Below are 16,366 nucleotides of genomic sequence, written 5' to 3' on the forward strand. Positions count from 1 at the left end.
CTCAGCCCGTCAGCAACGCCGGGCCCACGACTCCCGCTCCCCAGAGCGCCCCGAGCACGGAGCCCGTCAGCATGAACGGGCCGAACGGGATCAGGGTCCGTCGTCCTGCACGCCGCGTGGCGAGCAGGACGACGGCCGCCAGACCGCCCAGGAGGAAGGCCGCGCTCGCGCCGACCACGAGCTCGGACCAGCCGAACCACCCGAGGTAGGCGCCGAGCAGCCCCGCGAGCTTGACGTCCCCGAACCCGAGCCCCGACGGGGCGAGGGCCAGGAGGAAGTAGGCGCCGTAGAGGACCAGACCGCCTGCCAGGGCGCGGACTGGTGCGCCGTCGTCGGGCCCGAGGAGGCTCGCCCCTCCCAGCAGGAGCGCCAGCACCGGGTAGGAGGGCAGGACCAGGGCGTTCGGCAGGCGGTGCGTGCGCACGTCGACCACCGCGAGCGCCGAGCCCACGGCCGTGAGGAAGCCGGTCGCGGGCAGCGACGCCGGCGGGTGGCCGACGTGCACGGCCCCCGCGAGCGTCAGGATCGTCGCGGGAATGCCCACGGTCCAGATCGCGGCGCGGTGCGCGCCGACCTCGTCGCGTGCGCGGCGCCACCACGGGACCCGACGTCCCGCTGCCCCCCGTCCGCCGTGCGGCGCTGTGCTCGCCCTGTCCTGTCCCGGCGCGACGGCCGGACTCCCGCCCCCTGCGTTCGTCACCCGGCGAACCTAGCGCAGCGCCGAGGGCCCTCACCGGCGTCGTCCACAGGCAGTGCCCGCAGTGCGGACCGGTCGGCCGACCGGTCCGCACTGCGGGCGGGTTCGGGGCGGGCGTGCGCGGCGTGGGAGGATTCTGCTCATGCTTCGTTGGTTGACATCGGGTGAGTCGCACGGTCCGGCGCTGGTCGGCATCCTGGAAGGGCTGCCCGCAGGGGTCGAGCTCGTGACGAAGGACGTGCAGGACGCGCTCGCGCGCCGCCGTCTGGGCTACGGGCGCGGCGCGCGCATGAAGTTCGAGCAGGACGAGGTCCGCATCCTCGCCGGGCTGCGCCTGGGCCTCACGCAGGGTGGTCCGCTCGCGATCGAGATCGGCAACACCGAGTGGCCCAAGTGGGTCGACGTCATGAGCGCGGACCCCGTGCCCGCGGAGGCGCTGCAGGTCGACGCCGGGACGGGCGACGTCCGCGAGATCGCGCGCAACCGCCCGCTCACGCGCCCGCGCCCCGGGCACGCCGACCTGGTCGGCATGCGCAAGTACGCGTTCGACGACGCCCGACCGGTCCTGGAGCGGGCCTCGGCCCGCGAGACCGCGACCCGCGTCGCGCTCGGCGTGGCCGCGGCCAAGTTCCTCGAGCAGGCCGTGGGGATCCGCCTGGTCTCGCACGTCGTGGGCATCGGCACGGTCGACGTCCCCGAGGACGCGGCCCTCCCGCTGCCCGACGACGTCGAACGGCTCGACGCCGACCCGGTGCGCTGCTTCGACCCCGCGAGCTCGGCGGCGATGGTCGCGGAGATCGACGAGTGCCACAAGGACGGCGACACCCTGGGCGGTGTGGTCGAGGTCCTGGCCTGCGGCGTCCCGTCGGGGCTCGGCACCTACGTGCAGTCGGACCGTCGGCTCGACGCACGCCTCGCGGCCGTGCTCATGGGCATCCAGGCCATCAAGGGCGTCGAGGTCGGCGACGGGTTCCGCACCGCGCGCCGCCGCGGGTCGCAGGCCCACGACGAGATCGTGCGCGGCGAGGACGGCCACCTGCACCGCCTGAGCAACCGTGCGGGCGGCGTCGAGGGGGGCATGTCCAACGGCGAGGTCCTGCGCGTGCGCGCGGCCATGAAGCCCATCTCGACCGTCCCCCGCGCCCTGGCGACGGTCGACGTCGCGACGGGCGAGCCCGCCAAGGCCCAGCACCAGCGCTCGGACGTGTGCGCGGTGCCGCCCGCGGCCGTCGTGGCCGAGGCCATGGTCGCGCTCGTCCTCGCGGAGGCCGTCCTGGAGAAGTTCGGCGGCGACTCGGTCGTCGAGGTCCGCCGCAACGTCGAGGGCTACCTGTCCTCCGTGCCCGAGCTGTTGCGCTGAGATGACGTCGAGCACCGGCCCCCGGGTCGTCCTGATCGGCCCTCCCGGCTGCGGCAAGTCGACCGTCGCGGGGGTGCTGGCCGAGCGCCTGGGCCTCGCGGCGCGCGACACCGACACCGACGTGGAGGTCGTCGCGGGCAAGTCCGTCGCGGACGTCTTCCTCACGGACGGCGAACCGCGCTTCCGTGCGCTCGAGCGCGAGGCCGTGACACAGGCCCTCGCGGTCCACGACGGCGTGCTCGCCCTCGGTGGCGGCGCGGTCCTCGACGAGTACACCCAGGCGGCGCTCGAGGCGTACGCGGCGGCCGGAGGGGTCGTGGTGTTCCTCGACGTCTCCCTGGCGCACGCCGGGCCGCGCGTCGGGTTCAACCAGGCGCGTCCGCTGCTGCTCGGCAACCCGCGCGCCAAGTGGCAGGCGCTCATGGACGGGCGCCGCCCCGTCTACGAACGGCTCGCCACGCTGCGGGTCCTCACCGACGCACGCACCCCGGGCCAGGTGGCCCACGAGATCGAGACAGCACTCGGCGAGGCGCCCTCCGCGGCACCTGCCGACACCACGAGGAGCGAGCAGTGACCGACCAGCAGGAGACCGTGAGCGCAGCACCGGAGGACGAGCAGGGCCGGCCGGCCACGCCCGCCCGCGTCCGGGTCCAGGGCGACCAGCCCTACGACGTCCTCATCGGCCGGCACCTGCTGGGCGAGCTGCCCTCGATGCTCGGCCCGGACGTCCGCCGCGTGCTCGTGATCCACCCGGCCGCGCTCGCGACCTCGGCGGACACGGTCCGCGAGGACCTGCTCGCGGTCGGCTACGAGGCGTACATCGCCGAGGTCCCCGACGCCGAGGAGGCAAAGACCGCTCAGGTCGCCGCGTTCCTGTGGCAGGTCCTGGGACAGGCGGACTTCACGCGCAGCGACGCGATCGTCTCGGTCGGCGGTGGAGCCACGACGGACCTCGCGGGCTTCGTCGCGGCGACCTGGCTGCGCGGGATCAAGGTCGTGCACGTCCCCACGACGCTGCTGGCCATGGTGGATGCGGCCGTGGGCGGCAAGACGGGCATCAACACGGCCGAGGGCAAGAACCTCGTGGGCGCGTTCCACCCGCCCGCGGGCGTGCTGTGCGACGTCGCCTCGCTCGAGTCGCTGCCCAAGTTCGACTTCGTCGCAGGGCTCGCCGAGATCGTCAAGACCGGCTTCATCGCCGACCCGCGGATCCTCGAGCTCGTCGAGGAGAACATCGACGAGCTCAAGAGCTGGGGCGGCGCCACGGTGCCCGCCTCGACGTGGGCCGTCGTCGTCGAGCTCATCGAACGCTCGGTCGCGGTCAAGGCGCGCGTCGTGGGGGAGGACCTCAAGGAGGCAGGCCTGCGCGAGATCCTCAACTACGGCCACACCCTGGGCCACGCGGTCGAGCTCACCGAGCGCTACGCCTGGCGCCACGGGGCTGCCGTGTCGGTCGGCATGGTCTTCGCGGCCGAGCTCTCGCGCCTGGCAGGGCGCCTCGACGACGCGACCGTGGACCGCCACCGCGAGATCCTCGGCAACCTGGGCCTGCCCCTGACGTACCGCGGCGACCGCTGGGAGCAGCTCCTGTCGGCCATGCGCCGCGACAAGAAGTCCCGCGGCGACCTGCTGCGCTTCGTGGTCCTCGACGGGATCGGCAAGCCCTCGCGCCTCGAGGGTCCCGACCCGGCGCTCCTCGCGGCCGCGTACGCCGAGATCGCGATCGACGCGCCCCGCGGTGGGCCGATCGCCCTCTGACGCGACGCCGTCGGGCCCCGTGAGGGCCGCCGCGACGCGCCCACGGCCCGTCCCCACCGGTGGGGACGGGCCGTGCGCCGTCCCGGACGCGGCTCGCTCAGGGCGGGCCTCAGGCCCACCGCCCCCCCGCGAGGAGGACCTCGCGCAGCAGGTCCGCGCGGTCCGTCACGATCCCGTCGACCCCCAGGTCGACCAGCCGCCCCATCTCGAGAGGGTCGTTGATCGTCCACACGTGCACCTGACGGCCCGCGGCGTGCGCGGCCGCGACCGTCCGGGCGTCCACGACCGTCAGCGGTCCCTGGCGCTCGGGCACCTGCAGGCAGTCGGCGCCGCGCAGCGCCCAGGACGCGAGCGACCCGAACGGTGCCCGCGGGGCCCCGGCCCGGGCCGCGAGCAGGAACGTCGCGACCTCGCTCGTGCCCGTCGAGGTCGCCACGGGCCGGGTCAGGCGCTCGACCGTCCGTCGCCTGCGGGCCGGGGAGAACGAGGCGACGCACACGCGCTCGTGCGCCCGCGTGCGTTCGATCGCCGCCGCCACCGGCCCGACGGCGGAGTCCGCCTTGACGTCGATGTTGACCCGCAGGTCCGGCCACGTCCCCAGGACGTCCTCCAGCAGGGGGACCGGCTCGACGCCCCCGATCCGCGCGCCGCGCACCCGGGTCCAGGGCAGGTCCGCGACCGTCCCCGTGCCGTCGGTCGTGCGGTCCAGGGCCGCGTCGTGCAGCGCGACCGCGACGCCGTCGGACGTCGCGTGCGCGTCGGTCTCGACGTACCCGAACCCCAGATCGCGGGCCGCGGCGAACGCCGCGAGCGAGTTCTCGAGCCCGTCGAGCGAGAACCCACGGTGCGCGAGAGCGACGAACCCCGTGGGCGAGTCGAGGTAGGGGTGACGCCAGGCACCGGGGCGACCGCCGCGCCGGTCGGTGCGGCTCATCGGGACGGGCCCGGACGGCGCCCGCTGCGACCCAGGTGACCCAGCCGGTCGTCGAGCCAGGTCAGCATCGACGACAGGTAGGCCTCGCGCGGGCCGTCCGCGGACAGCGTCAGGTCGTGCACCCCGCCCTCGATCGAACGGATCGTCACGTCGGGACCCGCTCGCGGGGCCAGGCGCGCGATCTGCTCGACGTCCAGGACCGTGTCCTGCTCGTCGAGCAGGGGGTTCGCCAGGTCGTCAGGTCCCGAGGTCGCCGAGCGGGCCACGAGCACGGGGCACGCGACGTCGAGCCCGCGGGCGAACCTCGCCTGCCCCTGGCGCACGGCCCGCAGCCAACCGGCACGCACGGGCACGCCGTCGGGCCGCTTGAGCGTCGGGTCGAACTCCCACCGGCCCCCGTTCGCCGCGAGCAGGTGCGTCGCGTACGCCGAGGGGGCGGCGCTGAGCACCGCGAGGGGAGACCACGGCCCGACGGCGTCGAGCACCCTGGTCGCGATCGTCCGGTTCAGCCAGCTCGAGTTGAGGTCGAGGAACGGCGAGTCCAGCACGAGCGCGTCGACCAGACGCTGCCGACGGTGCGCGTGCGCCCACAGGGGCGCCACCAGCCCACCCGTCGAGTGCGCGTGGACCGCCACGGGCAGACCGGGGTGCAGCCCGCGGACCGCGGCGACCGCGACCGACAGGTCCGTGGCGGGCTCCCGCAGGTCCTCGACGAAGTGCGGCACCTGCCCAGGCCGCAGCGAACGCCCCGCGGCCCTCAGGTCCACGGCGAAGAACGCGTAGCCCGCGTCCTCGACCGCGCGGGCCAGGTGGTCCTGGAAGAAGTAGTCGTTGTAGCCGTGCACGTGCAGGAAGACACCCCGCAGGCCACCGGCGGCCCCCGCCCCGACGGGCACGCGGCGCACGAGCGTCGCGACCGGCGGGGGGCCGGGCTCGGCAGCGACCAACGGATCCGGGTCCGCGTCGGCGTCGGCGTCGCGCACCGTCGAACGTTCGGCGCCCCCCAGGGCGCTCGCGGCCCGGGCGGAGAGCGTCGGGACGAGCGACAGCAGCCCTGCGCGCGCGCCGGGCGGCGGGCCGCCCGTGGCGAGGGTCGCGGCCTCGAACCCGGCCAGCAGGTGGTCGGGTCGCCAGGCGAGCCGGACGACCGCCCCGGCATTCCCGCGACGGTCCTGCTCGTCCGTCGTCGCGAGGGGCTCTGTCATGGCTCGTCCTCGGTCATCGCTGGCCCTTCGTCATCGGTGGCTCGTGGTCATCGCCGGTCCTCGGTGCTCGACGACCCTGGGGCGCCCGCGGACGCCGTCACGAGGTCCTTGCCGCCGTCAACGCCGTCGCCGGCCGGGAAGCGCACGAACAGCATGAGCACGAGCCCGACGAGGATCACGGCCACGATCCCCAGGATGCCCCAGAACTGCTGGCCGGACACGGCGACCATGGTCGCGAACGCCATCGGGGCGAGGAAGCTCGCGGCGCGGCCCGTGGTCGCGTACAGGCCGAACGCCTCGGCCTCCCGGCCCTCGTCGCTGATGCGGCCCAGCAGGGCGCGGCTCGCGGACTGGGCCGGGCCGACGAACGCGCACAGCAGCAGGCCCCAGACCCAGAAGACGTTCGCGCCGCCGTCGTGCTGGACGAAGACGGCCGTGCCGGAGATCACGAGACCCACGAGCGAGCCCAGGATCACGCGACGTGGGCCGATCTTGTCGTCGAGCCAGCCGGCCGCGATCGTCGAGAGTCCCGCGACGACGTTCGCGGCGATCGCGAACACGATGACCTCGCTCGCGCTGAACCCGAACGTGCCCGAGGCGATCACGGCGCCGAACGTGAAGACGCCCGCGAGGCCGTCGCGGTAGACCGCGCTCGCGACGAGGTACCCGAGGGTCGAACGACGCGTGCGCCACAGGTGGACCAGGTCGCGCCCGAGCTTGCGGTACGCGCCCACGACACCGATGGGTGCGGCACCGCCCGGGCGCGGCGTCTCCGGGACGGCCAGGAGCACGGGGATCGCGAACGCCGCGAACCACACGGCTGAGAGCAGGACGCTCACGCGGATGTCCATGCCGCCCTCGCTCGTGATGCCGAACCAGCCGACCTCGGGGTTGATGAAGCCCACGAAGAGCACGAGCAGCAGCACGATTCCGCCGACGTACCCGGCGCCCCAGCCGATGCCGCTGATGCGCCCGATCGTGCGCGGTGTGGAGATGTCGAGCAGCAGGGCGTTGTACGCGACCGAGGCCAGCTCGAAGAAGACGTTGCCCGCCGAGAGCAGCACGATGCCCAGGATCACGGCGTCGGACAACGAACCGGGGGTCGGCTGCACGAAGAACATGGCGACCATGGCCGCGACGGTCGCGGCGGTGTTGACGCCGAGCCAGACCTTGCGCCGGCCCGAGGCGTCCGCGAGCGCACCGAGCGCGGGGGCGAGCAGCGCGATGAGCGCGCCGGCGATCGTCAGGCCCCATCCGAGCCAGGCCGTGTGGTCGGCCATGACGGCGTCGGGGTCGGCGGCGCCCGCCTCGACGAACGCGTCGCTCGTGATCCAGCGCGTGAAGACGAACGTCGTGACGACGGCGTTGAACGCGGCCGAGCCCCAGTCCCACAGCGACCAGGCGAGGACCTGGCGTCTGCCGACGGCGCGGGAGGCAGCGTCCGGGGCGGGGGCGAGGCCGCTGCCGGGCCCGTGGCCGGGTGTGGTGGGGGTCACGTTCTGGTGATCTGGCACGCGCGCATCGTAGACCGTCCGGCGGGCGCGATGGTGAACGGTGGGCGGCATCGAATCACACACCGACACCCGAGGGTTCATCCACTGCGCGCCCGGCGGCGACCATGAGCCTGCCGGGCATGGCCCCGGACGTTCGCACGGCAGTCTGACGACCAGGATCCATGCCGCGGTCGACGGGCACGTGCGGCCGCTGGGCGTCGTCGTCACGGCGGGCAGCGCAACGACGGGGCGATCCGCCGATCTCTTCAACCGGCATCGGCATTCCGCTCAGCCACCAGGAGCCCGATTCGTGCTCCTGGTGGCTGGCCGCTCGTCACGCTCCCGCGCGCTTCACTGCTCGAACGGGACACGCCCCCTCGTGCGCACTAGTACGAATGGCAGGAAGGGCGAGGAATCCCGTTGCTCCAGAAGACCCACTTCAGTGCGTTGCGTGTCGCGGGGCCGTAGATGCCGTCAGCCACCAGGCCTCGACCCTGCTGGAACTTCACCAGCGCCGAACGGGTGGCGGGTCCGAAAGCTCCGTCGACCGCCAAGGAAGCCCCGTTGCACTCGTTGAGCGTCTCTTGCAGCACGCTCACCGCACCTCCTGAATGCCCCTGCCAGAGGTTGCAGGTGTACGTTCCAGCCGCGGAGGCGTAGGGGATCGCGATGCCGTTGCGAATGCCGACCGTGTTGCATGTCGGGTACGCGGCGGAAGCGGACGAGGCGAATGCGGCTCCAGCCGCCATCAGCAGACTTGTCGCCAGTGCGATAGACGTTGCTCTTCGTGCGAGTCGCATAAATCCCCCATAAGTCGACATCGGTGTCGCGTCGACGATAAATGGATCCACCGCGGCTCGCAACCGGCGGATCGTGGCTCGCGTGGACGGTCGTGAGGCTCCTTCTGGTGGACCGGTCTCTCGACCGCCTGGACGGCCACCCCGGGGAAGCCGCCCGCCCCGCTAGGCTCTGCGCATGACTCGTGTCCTCATCCTCAACGGTCCCAACCTCGGTCGCCTGGGCGTCCGCGAGCCCGACGTCTACGGGGCGGCGTCCTATGCCGACCTGGTCGCGGCGGGGGAGCGCTGGGGCGCGGAGAACGACCTCGAGGTCCAGGTGCGTCAGACGGACGACGAGTCCGAGCTGGTCGGCTGGCTGCACGGCGCGGTCGACGACGGTGCGCACGTGGTGCTCAACCCCGCGGCGTTCACGCACTACTCGTACGCGCTGCGGGACGCGGCGGCGCAGGTGACCAAGGCGGGCCTGCTGCTCGTCGAGGTGCACCTGAGCAACCCGGCGGCGCGCGAGGAGTTCCGGCACAACTCGGTCATCGGCGGGGTGGCGACGGGCACCGTGGCCGGGTTCGGGTTCGACTCGTACCGGCTGGCGGTCCTGGCGATCGTGTCGCGCCTCGCGGCCTAGATCTCTCCCGCTCAAGCAACGGGGCTTGATCTGACGGAATCAAGCGCCAGGCCTTGATATGAGTGGATCAAGGGTCTACCGTGGAGGGATGTTCGTCCTGACCGTGGACCAGAGAGCCAGCACCCGCCGGGGAGACCTCGTGCCGGAGCTGCTCGACCGCCTCGCGCCCTACGAGGAGCGCGCGGGGGTCGTCATCGCGTTCGACCGGACGGTCGGCGACGAGGTCCAGGCCGTGCTCGACGACGCCGCGCTCGTCGTGGAGGTCGTGCTCGCCCTGGGCAGGTGGGGGGGCTGGAGCACGGGCCTCGGCATCGGTCAGGTGCCGCCAGGGCCGGACGGGCGTCTGCCCCGGGCCTCCCGGGAGGCCTCCGGGTCGGCGTTCGTGCACGCCCGCGCCGCGGTCGAGCGGGCCAAGACCCGCGGCAACCCCGTCCCGTTGGCGGTCGAAGGGCCAGATCCCGCGGCGGCCGGGGAGGTCGAGGCGCTCCTGCGCCTCCTGCTCGCGGTCGGCGCGCGCCGCACCCCTGCGGGGTGGGAGGCTGTCGACGCGCTCGCGCGTGTGGGTGGCACCCAGAAGGATGCGGCCCGGGACCTCGGGATCAGCGAGCAGGCCGTGAGCCAACGCCTGCGTGCGAGCCTGTGGTCCGAGGAAGCGGCCGTCCGGCCGGTCGTCACGAGACTCCTGCAGGAGGCAGACGCGTGAGCTTCGCATCAGGGATGGCCGTGGCGGGGGTCGTGGTCGCGACCCTCGTGCTCAGCGTGCTGGGCGGCATGCTCGTCACGCCGTGGGTGCTGCGGGCCGCGGCGCGCCGCTCCGAGATCGAGGGGGAGACACCTCCCGCCCGGGACCCAGGGCCGGTGCCCCCGCCGCCCGGCCACGTCGCTCCGGCCGCAGGGACCCCTGCGGCGCCGCCCCCTGCGCCCGCCGCGCCGGACCCGGCAGCCGCAGCGGCGCCGTCGGACCCTGGTGGGCCCCTCGGCGAGGAAGCCGTCCAGACCCTGCGCGGCGGCACCTGGATCGGGATCCTCGAGCGCCTCGCGATCACGGGCTGCCTGCTCGCCGGGTACCCCGCGGGGGTCGCGTTCGTGGTCGCGATCAAGGGCCTGGGACGCTACCCCGAGCTGCGCGACCACCCCGTCGCAGCCGAGCGCTTCATGATCGGCACCCTGGCCTCGATGATCTGGGCCGGAGCGACCGGAATCCTCGGCGCAGCGATCCTTGGTCTCCTCCGGTAGACTGGACCGGGCCTTTCGCGGCCCCCGGGAACGCCGCAGCGCTCGAACGCTGCTGTCGGCGCGGGGAGCCCGCCAGGAGAGGCCCGCTACCGCCAGGGCGCGCACCCGAACGTGTGCGCATCAGTGGATCGCACGTGGCTCCCACCGCGAGACACCCCGACGGCAGCCCCATGACAACGCGACAGGAAGACCGAACGTGGCGACGACCAACGACATCAAGAACGGCACCGTGCTCAAGCTCGACGGCCAGCTGTGGACGATCATCGAGTTCCAGCACGTCAAGCCCGGCAAGGGTGGCGCCTTCGTTCGCACCAAGATGAAGAACGTCCTGTCCGGCAAGACCGTCGACAAGACCTTCAACGCCGGCCTCAAGATCGAGACCGCGAACGTCGACAAGCGCGACATGCAGTACCTGTACAAGGACGGCGAGGACTTCGTCTTCATGGACACGTCCACGTACGACCAGATCACGGTCCCCGCCGCGACCGTCGGCGACGCCGCGGACTACATGCTCGAGAGCCAGAGCGCGCTCGTCGCGACCAACGAGGGCGTGCCGCTCTACGTCGAGCTGCCCCCGTCGGTCGTCCTCGAGATCACCTACACCGAGCCGGGCCTGCAGGGCGACCGCTCCACGGGCGGCACCAAGCCCGCGACGCTCGAGACCGGCGCGCAGATCCAGGTCCCGCTGTTCCTCGAGCAGGGCACCAAGGTCAAGGTCGACACCCGCGACGGCTCCTACCTGGGGCGCGTGAACGACTGACGTGGGTGCACGAACCAAGGCACGCAAGCGCGCGCTCGACGTCCTCTTCGAGGCCGAGCAGCGCCAGCTGGACCCGCAGACCCTCCTCGCCGACCGGATCGTAGACTCGGGCAGCCAGACGCCCCTGCCGCAGTACACCGTGGACCTCGTCGAGGGAGTCCTGGCGCACCGCGAGCGGATCGACGAGCTGCTCGAGACCTACTCGCACGGTTGGACCCTCGAGCGCATGCCCGCGGTCGACCGCGCGCTCCTGCGCATCGGCAGCTGGGAGATCCTCTACAACGACGACGTCCCCGACGCCGTCGCGATCGACGAGGCCGTCGACCTCGCCCGTGAGCTCTCGACGGACGACTCGCCGAGCTTCGTCAACGGCCTGCTGGCCCGCATCGAGGAGATGAAGCCGACGATCCTGGCCTGAGCCAGGTCGAGCGGCTGCGCCTCACGCCACCTCGGTGGCACGACGTGCCCCAGGACGCCGGTCCCGCCCTCGTGGCGGGGCCGGCGTCTGCGCGTCCGGGCCGCGCCGACGATGCGGTCGCACTGTGACGAACGACGCCTGCCCACCCCGTGAGAAGCGCCGGGGCACGCCCCGGTCGGGCGGTAGGGTGAAAGGGTCAGATTTCCTTTAAGGCCCGTCCAGTGAGGCGGGGAAGGGGGTCACCAGAATGAGTTCTGGGCCTGCCGTACCATCTTCCGTTCCACCCGTCACCCCCGAGGCTCCCTCGGCCGGTGTGACCACCGTTCTCGGTGAGACCGAGATCGCGCGGGCGCTGACCCGCATCGCCCACGAGATCGTCGAGCGCAACAAGGGCGCGCACGACGTGGTCCTCCTGGGCATCCCCACCCGGGGCGTCCCCCTGGCCGTGCGTCTCGCCGAGCGCCTCGCGACGATCGAGCCGGGCCTCGACACCGCGAGCATCGTGGGCGAGCTCGACGTGACCATGTACCGCGACGACCTCCACAAGCACCCGGTGCGCACCATCGGCGCCACCCACCTGCCCGCTTCGGGGATCGACGGCAAGGTCGTCGTGCTCGTCGACGACGTGCTGTTCTCCGGTCGCACCATCCGTGCGGCGCTCGACGCGATCAGCGACATCGGCCGGCCCCGCGCCGTCCAGCTCGCGGCGCTGGTCGACCGCGGGCACCGCGAGCTGCCGATCCGCCCCGACTACGTGGGCAAGAACCTGCCCACGTCGCTCTCCGAGCGGGTGAGCGTGCGCCTCGTCGAGACCGACGGGCCCGTCGGTGAGGACGCCGCCACGAGCGCGCCCATGACCGACGCGGTCCTCATCAGCCAGCGGCCCACCACGTCCAGCGAGGGCACCCGATGAAGCACCTGCTGTCCACCGCGGACCTCTCGCGCGCCGACGCGATCCGCATCCTCGACACGGCCGCCCAGATGGCCGCGACGCAGTCGCGCGAGATCAAGAAGCTCCCGACGCTGCGCGGCCGCACGGTCGTCAACCTGTTCTTCGAGGACTCCACGCGCACCCGGATCTCGTTCGAGACCGCGGCCAAGCGCCTGTCGGCCGACGTCATCAACTTCTCGGCCAAGGGGTCGAGCGTCTCCAAGGGCGAGTCGCTCAAGGACACGGCCCTGACCCTGCAGGCCATGGGTGCTGACGCGGTCGTGATCCGCCACCAGGCCTCGGGCGCCCCGCACACGCTCGCGCACGCGGGCTGGGTCGACTCGGCGGTCGTCAACGCGGGCGACGGGATGCACCAGCACCCCACGCAGGCGCTGCTCGACGCTTTCACCATGCGCCGCCACCTGGTCGGGCGAGGCGCCGCGGGCGCCTCGATCACCGGTGACCCCTCCGGCCAGGACCTCGCGGGCCTGCGTGTCGCGATCGTCGGCGATGTGCTGCACTCGCGCGTGGCCCGCTCCAACGTCCACCTGCTGCACACGCTCGGCGCGAAGGTCACCCTGGTGGCTCCGCCCACGCTCGTGCCCGTGGGCGTCGAGACCTGGCCGTGCGACGTCTCCTACCACCTCGACGAGGTCCTCGCGGAGGCCGCCCCTGATGCCGTGATGATGCTCCGCGTCCAGCGCGAGCGCATGAGCGGCTCGGGAGCAGGCGGGGGAGCGTTCTTCCCGAACCCGCTCGAGTACACGCGCAACTTCGGGCTCGACGGGCGCCGCCTGGCGCTCCTGCCCGACCACACCATCGTCATGCACCCCGGCCCCATGAACCGTGGCCTGGAGATCTCGGCCGAGGCTGCCGACTCACCGCGCGCGGTGATCGTCGAGCAGGTCGCCAACGGGGTCGCGGTGCGCATGGCCGTCCTCTACCTGCTCCTCGCGGGCGACGCTTCCACGGAAAGGGCTGGACTCGAATGAGCGAGCAGACCACGAACCCCACCTACGTCCTGCAGGGCGTGGCGCCCCTGGGCGCCGACCCGGTCGACCTGGTCCTGGCCGGCGGCGTCATCACCGAGGTCCGCGCGGCGAACAGCCCCGTCACGGACGACGAGACCGTCGTCGACGCGACCGGCCTCGTCGCCCTGCCCGGCCTCGTCGACCTGCACACGCACCTGCGCGAGCCGGGCCGCGAGGACGCCGAGACCATCGTCTCGGGCACGCGCGCTGCGGCCGTGGGCGGCTTCACGGCCGTGCACGCCATGGCCAACACGACCCCGGTCGCGGACACCGCGGGCGTCGTCGAGCAGGTGTGGCGCATCGGGCGCGACGCGGGCTGGGTCGACGTCCACCCGGTCGGCGCGGTCAGCGTGGGCCTCGAGGGCCACCACCTCGCCGAGATCGGCGCCATGGCCGACTCGGCCGCCCGCGTGCGGGTCTTCTCGGACGACGGCAAGTGCGTCTGGGATCCCATCCTCATGCGCCGCGCCCTCGAGTACGTCAAGGCGTTCGACGGCGTCGTGGCCCAGCACGCGCAGGAGCCGCGCCTCACGGAGGGCGCCCAGATGAACGAGGGCGTCGTGTCGGCCGAGCTCGGTCTCGCGGGCTGGCCCGCGGTCGCCGAGGAGGCGATCATCGCCCGCGACGTGCTGCTGGCCGAGCACGTGGGCTCGCGCCTGCACGTGTGCCACCTGTCCACGGCGGGCTCGGTCGAGATCATCCGCTGGGCCAAGGGCCGCGGCATCGACGTGACGGCCGAGGTCACCCCGCACCACCTCATCCTCACGGACGAGCTCGCGCGCGACTACGACCCGACGTTCAAGGTCAACCCGCCGCTGCGGACCGCCGCGGACGTCGAGGCGGTGCGCCAGGGCCTGGCCGACGGGACGATCGACATCGTCGCGACCGACCACGCCCCGCACACGCGTGAGGACAAGGACTGCGAGTGGGCCGCGGCGGCGTTCGGCATGACGGGCCTCGAGACGGCCCTGAGCGTCGTGCAGGAGACCATGGTCGACTCGGGCCGCATGTCCTGGGCTGACGTGGCGCGCGTCCTGTCGTCCGCGCCCGCGCGCATCGGCCGCATCGACGAGGGCCCGACGGCGCAGGGTCGCCCTCTCGAGGTCGGCGAGCCCGCCAACGTGGTCCTGGTCGACCCGGCCGCCCGGCGCGTGGTCGACGGCTCGGCGCAGGCCACCGCGAGCACCAACACGCCCTTCCAGGGATACGAGCTGCCGGGACGGGTCGTCGCGACCTTCCTGCGCGGGCGTGCGACGGTCCTGGCCGGCGCTCCCGTCGAGCAGGTCGCGGAGGTGCGCGCATGAACCTCCCCCTTCCCGTCGCGGTCGGCATCTGGGTCGTCATCGGCCTCGTGCTGCTCACGGTCGTCTTCGTGGGCCTCAAGCGACTGACGACCCGCACGGCCCAGACCGTCCCCGCCCCGCCGGCCGTCCCCGAGGGCGACCTGGGCGAGGTCCTGGCCGGCCCCGTGACCGCGGTCTACGTGTCCAGCACGCTCGCGGGGGACTGGCTCGCCCGCGTCGGGGCGCACCGCCTCGGCTTCCGGTCGAACGCGACCGTGACGGTGCACCGCACCGGGGTCCTGGTCGCACGCCAGGGCGCCCCCGACCTCTTCCTGGCCGCGAGCGCCCTCGAGGCCGTCTCGCTGGCCCCCGGGATGGCGGGCAAGTACGTCGGCAAGGACGGCCTGGTCGTGCTGACCTGGACCGTCCCGGCCGCCGGCGGCGCGCCCGCCACCCGCTTGGATACTGGACTGCGGACCCAGCAGACCGCCGACCGTGCCACCCTCCTGAACGCAGTCCGCGAGCTTCTTCCCGCCGCCGACAGCGCACCGAACGACGACTCGAAGGAGCCGCAGCAGTGAGCATCTCGACCCCCAGCACGGACGCCCAGGCCGACGACCGGACCGCGGTCCTGGTCCTCGAGGACGGCACGACCCTGACGGGCCTGGCCTACGGGGCCCGCGGCACGACGTTCGGCGAGATCGTCTTCAACACCGGCATGACCGGCTACCAGGAGACGCTGACCGACCCGTCCTACCACCGCCAGATCGTCGTCATGACGGCCCCCCACATCGGGAACACGGGAGTCAACGACGAGGACGCCGAGTCGACCCGCATCTGGGTCAGCGGCTACGTGGTGCGCGACCCCGCGCGCCGTGCCTCGAACTGGCGCGCGACGCGCTCGCTCGACGAGGACCTCGCGGCGCAGGGCGTCGTGGGCATCAGCTCGATCGACACGCGTGCGCTCACGCGCCACCTGCGCGAGCTCGGCACCATGCGTGCGGGCATCTTCTCGGGCGAGGACCTGCGTCGCGGCGGCTACCCGCGTCCCACGGAGGAGCTCGTCGAGCTCGTCCGCTCGGCCCCGGCCATGACGGGCGCAGACCTGGCCCGCGAGGTCAGCACGCCCGAGGCGTACGTCGTCGAGCCCTCGGGCGAGCACGCCGGTCAGGAGCCGGTCGCGACGGTCGTCGCGGTCGACCTGGGCATCAAGGCCATGACTCCCCAGCGCCTCGCCGAGCGCGGCGTGCGGGTGCACGTCGTGCCGAGCACGACCACGATCGACCAGATCGTCGCGCTCGCGCCCGACGGCGTGTTCTTCTCGAACGGCCCGGGCGACCCGGGCGCGGCGACGACCGAGGTCGAGCTGCTGCGCGCGGTCCTCGACCGCGGCATCCCGTACTTCGGCATCTGCTTCGGCAACCAGATCCTGGGCCGCGCGCTCGGCTACGGCACCTACAAGCTGGGCTACGGCCACCGCGGCATCAACCAGCCCGTGCTCGACCGCACCACGGGCAAGGTCGAGGTCACGGCGCACAACCACGGCTTCGCCGTCGACGCCCCGCGCGACGGGGAGTCGGTCGCCCCGCACGACGGCGGCCGCTACGGCCGCGTCGTCGTCTCGCACATCGGTCTCAACGACCAGGTCGTCGAGGGGCTCGCATGCCTCGACCGCCCGGCCTTCTCGGTGCAGTACCACCCCGAGGCCGCCGCGGGCCCGCACGACGCCGCCTACCTCTTCGACCGCTTCCTCGACCTGATGCGCGACTCCGCAGGGGCCTCCGGCTCCGCGACGAACGCCGCCCCGGTCACCCCGTCCTCCGAAAGTGAGATCTGAG

General features: G+C 73.1%; 18 protein-coding genes. 13 read left to right on the forward strand and 5 right to left on the reverse strand.

The window, feature by feature from the left end; all coding sequences use genetic code 11:
* Position 1 precedes the first annotated feature (1 nt).
* On the reverse strand, positions 2-700 hold the full coding sequence (locus ACFWGN_RS08360; protein WP_377616475.1) for a prepilin peptidase: 699 nt from the start codon (positions 698-700) through the stop codon (positions 2-4).
* A 139-nt stretch (positions 701-839) separates the two neighbouring features.
* On the opposite strand from ACFWGN_RS08360, the gene aroC reads away from it, so the two are divergent.
* Genes aroC through aroB form a run of 3 tightly spaced genes read left to right on the forward strand, consistent with a single transcriptional unit; the run spans position 840 to position 3,815 of the window.
* Positions 840-2,057, forward strand: coding sequence for a chorismate synthase (gene aroC, locus ACFWGN_RS08365; RefSeq protein ID WP_377616476.1), 1,218 nt, complete (start codon positions 840-842; stop codon positions 2,055-2,057).
* A gap of 1 nt (position 2,058) precedes the next feature.
* On the forward strand, positions 2,059-2,631 hold the full coding sequence (locus ACFWGN_RS08370) for a shikimate kinase (protein WP_377616477.1): 573 nt from the start codon (positions 2,059-2,061) through the stop codon (positions 2,629-2,631).
* A 17-nt stretch (positions 2,632-2,648) separates the two neighbouring features.
* Positions 2,649-3,815, forward strand: coding sequence for a 3-dehydroquinate synthase (gene aroB / locus ACFWGN_RS08375; protein WP_377616537.1), 1,167 nt, complete (start codon positions 2,649-2,651; stop codon positions 3,813-3,815).
* A 109-nt stretch (positions 3,816-3,924) separates the two neighbouring features.
* Here aroB and ACFWGN_RS08380 read toward each other — a convergent pair whose 3' ends face one another.
* The 4 genes from ACFWGN_RS08380 to ACFWGN_RS08395 all read right to left on the reverse strand — a co-directional run bounded on the left by ACFWGN_RS08380 (position 3,925) and on the right by ACFWGN_RS08395 (position 8,046).
* Positions 3,925-4,749 carry a glycerophosphodiester phosphodiesterase family protein gene (locus ACFWGN_RS08380; RefSeq protein ID WP_377616478.1) on the reverse strand — a complete coding sequence of 275 codons (825 nt, stop codon included), beginning with the start codon at positions 4,747-4,749 and terminating at the stop codon, positions 3,925-3,927.
* Positions 4,746-5,954 (reverse strand): alpha/beta hydrolase, encoded by a 1,209-nt coding sequence (locus ACFWGN_RS08385; RefSeq protein WP_377616479.1) that lies wholly within the window; start codon positions 5,952-5,954, stop codon positions 4,746-4,748. The genes ACFWGN_RS08380 and ACFWGN_RS08385 overlap by 4 nt, the downstream gene beginning before the upstream one ends.
* A gap of 47 nt (positions 5,955-6,001) precedes the next feature.
* A complete protein-coding gene (locus tag ACFWGN_RS08390) occupies positions 6,002-7,468 on the reverse strand; it encodes an MFS transporter (RefSeq protein ID WP_377616480.1) in 1,467 nt (488 codons plus the stop codon).
* Between the two features lie 365 nt (positions 7,469-7,833).
* Positions 7,834-8,046 carry a peptidoglycan-binding protein gene (locus ACFWGN_RS08395; RefSeq protein ID WP_377616481.1) on the reverse strand — a complete coding sequence of 71 codons (213 nt, stop codon included), beginning with the start codon at positions 8,044-8,046 and terminating at the stop codon, positions 7,834-7,836.
* A 376-nt stretch (positions 8,047-8,422) separates the two neighbouring features.
* Between ACFWGN_RS08395 and ACFWGN_RS08400 the strand changes: the two genes are divergently transcribed.
* From ACFWGN_RS08400 to carA, 10 genes are all read left to right on the forward strand, one after another.
* Entirely contained in the window at positions 8,423-8,869 is a 447-nt protein-coding gene (locus ACFWGN_RS08400; protein WP_056652020.1) for a type II 3-dehydroquinate dehydratase, read from the forward strand.
* A gap of 88 nt (positions 8,870-8,957) precedes the next feature.
* On the forward strand, positions 8,958-9,572 hold the full coding sequence (locus ACFWGN_RS08405; RefSeq protein WP_377616482.1) for a hypothetical protein: 615 nt from the start codon (positions 8,958-8,960) through the stop codon (positions 9,570-9,572).
* Positions 9,569-10,105, forward strand: coding sequence for a hypothetical protein (locus tag ACFWGN_RS08410; protein WP_377616483.1), 537 nt, complete (start codon positions 9,569-9,571; stop codon positions 10,103-10,105). The genes ACFWGN_RS08405 and ACFWGN_RS08410 overlap by 4 nt, the downstream gene beginning before the upstream one ends.
* A gap of 196 nt (positions 10,106-10,301) precedes the next feature.
* Positions 10,302-10,865 carry an elongation factor P gene (efp, locus tag ACFWGN_RS08415; RefSeq protein ID WP_056652011.1) on the forward strand — a complete coding sequence of 188 codons (564 nt, stop codon included), beginning with the start codon at positions 10,302-10,304 and terminating at the stop codon, positions 10,863-10,865.
* A gap of 1 nt (position 10,866) precedes the next feature.
* Positions 10,867-11,283 carry a transcription antitermination factor NusB gene (nusB, locus tag ACFWGN_RS08420; RefSeq protein WP_056652009.1) on the forward strand — a complete coding sequence of 139 codons (417 nt, stop codon included), beginning with the start codon at positions 10,867-10,869 and terminating at the stop codon, positions 11,281-11,283.
* Positions 11,284-11,530: 247 nt separating this feature from the next.
* A complete protein-coding gene (gene pyrR, locus ACFWGN_RS08425; protein WP_377616484.1) occupies positions 11,531-12,196 on the forward strand; it encodes a bifunctional pyr operon transcriptional regulator/uracil phosphoribosyltransferase PyrR in 666 nt (221 codons plus the stop codon).
* Entirely contained in the window at positions 12,193-13,206 is a 1,014-nt protein-coding gene (locus ACFWGN_RS08430) for an aspartate carbamoyltransferase catalytic subunit (RefSeq protein WP_377616485.1), read from the forward strand. The genes pyrR and ACFWGN_RS08430 overlap by 4 nt, the downstream gene beginning before the upstream one ends.
* A complete protein-coding gene (locus tag ACFWGN_RS08435) occupies positions 13,203-14,549 on the forward strand; it encodes a dihydroorotase (protein WP_377616486.1) in 1,347 nt (448 codons plus the stop codon). Before ACFWGN_RS08430 ends, ACFWGN_RS08435 begins: the two co-directional genes overlap by 4 nt.
* Positions 14,546-15,109, forward strand: a complete 564-nt coding sequence (locus tag ACFWGN_RS08440; RefSeq protein ID WP_377616487.1) for a hypothetical protein — start codon at positions 14,546-14,548, stop codon at positions 15,107-15,109. The genes ACFWGN_RS08435 and ACFWGN_RS08440 overlap by 4 nt, the downstream gene beginning before the upstream one ends.
* On the forward strand, positions 15,106-16,365 hold the full coding sequence (carA, locus tag ACFWGN_RS08445; RefSeq protein ID WP_056651997.1) for a glutamine-hydrolyzing carbamoyl-phosphate synthase small subunit: 1,260 nt from the start codon (positions 15,106-15,108) through the stop codon (positions 16,363-16,365). Before ACFWGN_RS08440 ends, carA begins: the two co-directional genes overlap by 4 nt.
* The last annotated feature ends 1 nt before the right edge of the window (position 16,366 follow it).

Source organism: Oerskovia sp. NPDC060338 (assembly GCF_042726295.1).
Classification (GTDB): Bacteria; Actinomycetota; Actinomycetes; order Actinomycetales; family Cellulomonadaceae; genus Oerskovia; species Oerskovia merdavium.